The sequence below is a fragment of the Kitasatospora sp. MY 5-36 genome, from assembly GCF_001182915.1.
Taxonomy (GTDB): Bacteria; Actinomycetota; Actinomycetes; order Streptomycetales; family Streptomycetaceae; genus Kitasatospora.
Genome location: NZ_LFVW01000765.1, coordinates 1 through 4742 on the forward strand (window position 1 = coordinate 1; position 4742 = coordinate 4742).

4 protein-coding genes and 1 pseudogene are annotated in these 4742 nt (G+C 76.4%); 4 read left to right on the forward strand and 1 reads right to left on the reverse strand.

Annotated elements, in window-relative coordinates; genetic code table 11:
• Positions 1-472, reverse strand: a pseudogene (locus AE652_RS35500) (GNAT family N-acetyltransferase); the annotation flags it as partial.
• A gap of 227 nt (positions 473-699) precedes the next feature.
• Between AE652_RS35500 and AE652_RS35505 the strand changes: the two are divergent.
• The 4 genes from AE652_RS35505 to AE652_RS35520 all read left to right on the forward strand — a co-directional run.
• The gene (locus AE652_RS35505; RefSeq protein WP_049659122.1) at positions 700-1605 is read left to right on the forward strand and encodes a RimK family alpha-L-glutamate ligase; all 906 of its coding nucleotides are present in this window, start codon (positions 700-702) and stop codon (positions 1603-1605) included.
• A complete protein-coding gene (locus AE652_RS35510) occupies positions 1602-2423 on the forward strand; it encodes a RimK family alpha-L-glutamate ligase (protein WP_049659123.1) in 822 nt (273 codons plus the stop codon). Before AE652_RS35505 ends, AE652_RS35510 begins: the two co-directional genes overlap by 4 nt.
• Positions 2424-2524: 101 nt before the next feature.
• On the forward strand, positions 2525-3361 hold the full coding sequence (locus AE652_RS35515) for a putative RNA methyltransferase (protein ID WP_049659124.1): 837 nt from the start codon (positions 2525-2527) through the stop codon (positions 3359-3361).
• Between the two features lie 145 nt (positions 3362-3506).
• Positions 3507-4742 (forward strand): AAA family ATPase (locus AE652_RS35520; protein ID WP_049659125.1); only part of this gene is annotated, 1236 nt, incomplete at its 3' end.

Sequence of the window (4742 nt, forward strand, 5' to 3'; positions counted from 1 at the left end):
TGCCCGGCTCGGCGAAGGCCAGGTGCGGGACGGCGACGGCGGCCGCCAGCTCCGGGGCGTCCGGTGCCAGCACCCGGACCTCCACCCGTTCCGGCAGCTCGGGCGCCGGGGCCGCCTCGTCCTGCGGGCCCAGCACCAGCAGCGGGTGCTCGTGCACCGTCAGGCCCGCCGCCTCGACCGCCGCGCGCAGCTCCGGGTTCTGCTCGGCCACCCACTCGAAGGCCTCCGGCGCGCCCGCCTCCCGCTGGCGCTCCAGCACCCGGCGGACGTCCTCGGCGGTGGCGGCGGGGCCGGTGTGGCCGAGGGTCGGGCGGGCGTAGTAGGGCCAGCCGGCCCCGTCGCGGAGGAACAGGGTCAGCGGCCCGAAGTCCTCGGTGCGGGCGGCGCTGCGGGGCACGGCGTCGTAGTAGCGCTCGATCTCGTCGAGCAGGGGGCGGTCGTGGGCATGATCATCAGGGGTCACGGCGTGCATCCAAGCAGGGGCGGGGGAGGGGCGCCACCGGTTTGTCGGGGCGGGCCGCGGCTCCTCCGGGCTCGGCGCCGCCCGCGCGTCGCCGTTCCGGGGGCCGATTGTTGCCGAACGCTTACCCGCCCGCAGCGATCTTGTGCGGCCGCGGCGTGCATGCTGAAGCCTTTACAGCTCTGCCGAGGGGGACGGCGGACGTCTGCACGAGGCGAGGCAAGGGGGAAGACAGGCCGATGAGGCTCTGCTTTCTGGTGGAGGAACACTACCGGCACGACGGCATGCCGCTCGACGTGGCACGCCAACTCACCGCGTGGGGGCACCGGGTGGACGTGCTGCGCCCCGGGGACTCGCTGCTGGCGATCTCCGAGGAGGTCCGGGCCGGCAGCCACGACGCCTGGGTGCTCAAGACCGTGTCCGGCGGTCCCGGGCTGACCCTGCTGGAGTCGGCCGCCGCCGTCGGCCTCACCACGGTGAACGACGTGCGCTCGATCCGCGGGGTCCGGGACAAGGCGCTGGCCGCGGTCATCGGCCGCACCCGCGGCCTGCCCGTCCCGGTGACGTACGCGGCCGCGCGCTGGGAGCGGTTGGCGGAGATCCCGGCGGCCGAGTACCCGCTGGTGGTCAAGCCCGCCGACGGCAGCTCCGGGCGCGCCGTGCGGCTGGTGCGCAGCCCCGAGCAGCTGCTGGAGGTGGGTCCGGAGCTGGCGGGGGAGGGGCTGCTGATCGCGCAGCCGTACGTGCCCAACTCCGGGACCGACCTCAAGGTGTACTGCGTCGACGGCGAGCTCTTCGCGACGGAACGTTCCTCCCCGCTGCACCCCGGGCAGGGCGTGCGCGAGCGGCAGGTGCCGCTGCCGGGGAGCGTCGCGCGGATCGTGGCGCAGGTCGGCGAGGTGTTCGGGCTGGACCTGTACGGGGTGGACGTGCTGCTGGGGCCGGACGGACCGGTGGTGGTGGACGTCAACGACTTCCCGAGCTTCCGGCAGGTGCCGGACGCGGTGGCCCGGGTCGCCCGGGCGGTGCTGCGGCTCGCGCGCAGCGGCACGGCCGTGTCGCTGCCCGCCGGGCCCGCCGAACTGGTGCCGGCGGGCGGCGACCCGTACGGCCAACGGGGCTTTGGTGAGGGGGAGTTGCTGTGAAGGTCGGGCTGATCACCGGCGACCCGGGGCACCCGGTGCTGGCGGCGGCCGTCGAACTGCTGGTGCGCCGGGGGCACGAGGTCGCGGCCGTCCCGCCCGCGGGGCCCGTGACCGGGCTCGCGGACGTCTACCTGCTCAAGGCCCGTACGCCGCAGGCACTGGCGCTGGCAGGGGAGTTGGAGCGGCGGGGCGCGCCGGTGGTCAACTCGGCGGCGGCCACCGGGCGGTGCCAGGACCGGGTGCGGATGGCCGACCTCGCCCGCGCCGCCGGGCTGCCCTTCGCGGCTACCGACGCGGTCGGCCTGCTGGGTGAACTCGCCGACCCGGCCTACCCGTTCGTGGTCAAGAGCCGGCACAGCAGGCGGCACGACCTGGTCGCCCGGGTGGACGGGCCGGCCCGGCTGCGCGAACTCGCCGAGCGCTGGCCCGAGGAGCCGGTCGTCACCCAGCCGTTCGTCCCGGGGACCGGCTGGGACCAGAAGCTGTGGGTCGTCGACGGACAGGTGTTCGCGGCCCGGCGGCAGTCCGAACTCGCCACCGGCACGGGGAAGTCGGGGCGGGCCGAGGACTGGGAGCCGTCCGCCGGGCGGGCGGCGCTCGCGCTGCGTGTGGGCGAGGTGTTCGGGCTCGAGGTGTACGGGGTCGACCTGCTCGACGGGCCCGCCGAGCCGGTCATCGTGGACGTCAACGCCTTCCCGGGGGTCCGGGGCCGGGCCGGCGCGCCGGAGGCGCTCGTGGCGCTGGCGCTGCGGGTCGGGGCGGAGCGGGGGCGGGGGCGCTCGCTCGCGGGGCTCGGGCTCGGGAGGGACGCGGGGTAGAGCCGACCCGGGCCGATGGCCTGGGGCGTCCGGCCCGCCGGGGTCGTTAGGCTGGCTGGCGCCCCGACCGGCCGGGGCGTACGGCGAGAGAAGACGGAACCTTGCTCCAGGACATCGAGCGCTACCTGGCCTGCCCGCACTGCGCGCAGGCCCTCACCCGGCACGACCGCAGCCTGCGCTGCCCGGCCGGGCACAGCTTCGACCTCGCCAAGCAGGGCTACGTCAGCCTCCTCGCCGGCGACGCCCACACCGGCACCGGGGACACCGCCGAGATGGTCGCGGCCCGCGCGGACTTCCTCGCCGCCGGGCACTACCGGCCGATCGCCGAGGCGCTGGCGGAGGCCGCCGCCGCCGTCGCCGGTGCCTCCGACGGCCTGGTCGCCGACCTCGGCGCCGGCACCGGCCACTACCTGGCGCACGTCCTGGACGCCCTGCCCGGTACGGTCGGCGCGGCCCTGGACATCTCCAAGTTCGCGCTGCGCCGGGCCGCCAAGGCGCACCCCCGGATCGGCGCCGTGGTGTGCGACGCCTGGCGCCCGCTGCCGCTGCGGGACGCCTCGGCCGAGTTGATGCTCAACGTCTTCGCACCGCGCAACGGGCCGGAGATCCGCCGGGTGCTGCGCCCCGGCGGCACCCTGCTGCTGGTCTCGCCGACCGCCCGCCACCTGCGTGAACTCGTCGGCGCGCTGGGGCTGTTGTCGGTGGACGAGGAGAAGCAGCGGCGGATCGACGAGAAGCTCGGGCCGTACCTGGAGCCCGCCGGGCGGCGCGAGGTCGAGTTCACCCTGCGGCTCGGCCCGCAGGACGTGCGCACCGTCGTCGGCATGGGGCCGAGCGCCTGGCACACCGACCCGGAACGGCTCGCCGCCGTGCTCGCGGAACTGCCGGAGCCGGTCGAGGTGACGGCCTCGGTGACGGTGGCCGCGTACCGGCGCTGAGCCCCACGTTGGGATGAATCTGCCGCGCAGGCACGTTTCTGCCGGTCGGCCTGCGGCTAACGTCCGACAGGTGAACCGCGACGCCACCGTGCCCGCAGGGCCGTCCCACCTCCGACCGGGCGCCCCGGGGCCCGACCGGCCGCCCGTGCCGCGACCCACCGTCGAGGAGCTCCGACTCACCTCGTTCAAGTCCTACCGGCGCGCGGTGCTGCCGCTCGCGCCCCTCACCGTGCTGCACGGGCCCGCCGGCGTCGGCAAGTCCAACGCCCTCGACGCGCTGGCCGTGCTGTCCCGGCTCGCCCTCGGCGAGGAGATCGCCGACTCGTTGGACGGACTGCCCGAGCGCACCGGCCCGCTCGCCGCACCCGTCCGCGGCGGCCTCGACGGGTGCGTCCCGCACGGGCGGCACGCGATCAACCTCGGCTGCACCGTCCGCTCGCCGCACGGCCTGATCCGGCTCGACGTGGTGGTCCGCACCGACGGCCCGGTCCGGATCGCCCGGGAGTCGCTCACCCTCGACGGCCGGACCCTGATGGACACCGGCGAGCAGGACGTCCGCAACCGGCGGGTCAACGTCTGCTGGCACAACGACACCCGCCAGGGCGACATCCGGGCACCGTTCCCCAGCGGCACGATGATCACCGCACAGCTGCCGCTGCGGGTCGCGGGCTCCTCGGCCGGGGAGTGCCTCGTCCTCGCCGCCACCGAGGACCTGCTCACCGCGCTGCGCGAGGTCTTCCCGCTGCACCCCGTCCCCGCGCTGATGCGCGGCTGGGCCCGGGCCGACCCGCAGGCCCGGCTGCGCAGCAACGCCGCCAACATCTCCGCCGTCGTCGCCCGGCTGAGCAACGAGTGCCCGCGCCGGTACGGGCAGCTGCTGCGCGCCGTGCAGGCCGCCGCTCCGCACCCGCTGCTCGGGCTCACCCTGGCCGAGCGCGAGAGCGCGGGCGTGAAGCGGGTCCTCGCCGTCTTCGACGAGGGCGTCCTCGGACGCACCGGGGCCGACCAGGCCTCCGACGGCATGCTGCGCCACCTCGCCTTCGCCGCGGTGCTGCTGACCGGGGCCGGGGTGCTCGACCTCGACGTGGCCGCCGAGGTGCCCTGGGCGCACCGGCAGCTCACCGTGCTGGCCGAGGACCTGGGGGCGGGGCTCTCCGCCGAGCAGACCGGCACGCTGCTGCGGCTGGCGCGGGAGATGGCGGAGCGCAGCCAGCTGCGGGTGGTCGCGGCCCTGCAGGAGCCGGCGGCGGCGCGGGAGGTGCTGGGTGGCGGGCCCGGGGGCGGGGTGGTGCTGGTCGAGTGCCGGCGGGACCCGGACTCGGGGTTCACGGTGCTGCGGCCGGAGACGGCGCGGGTGCCGGTCCAGGGCGGGCGCGGGGAG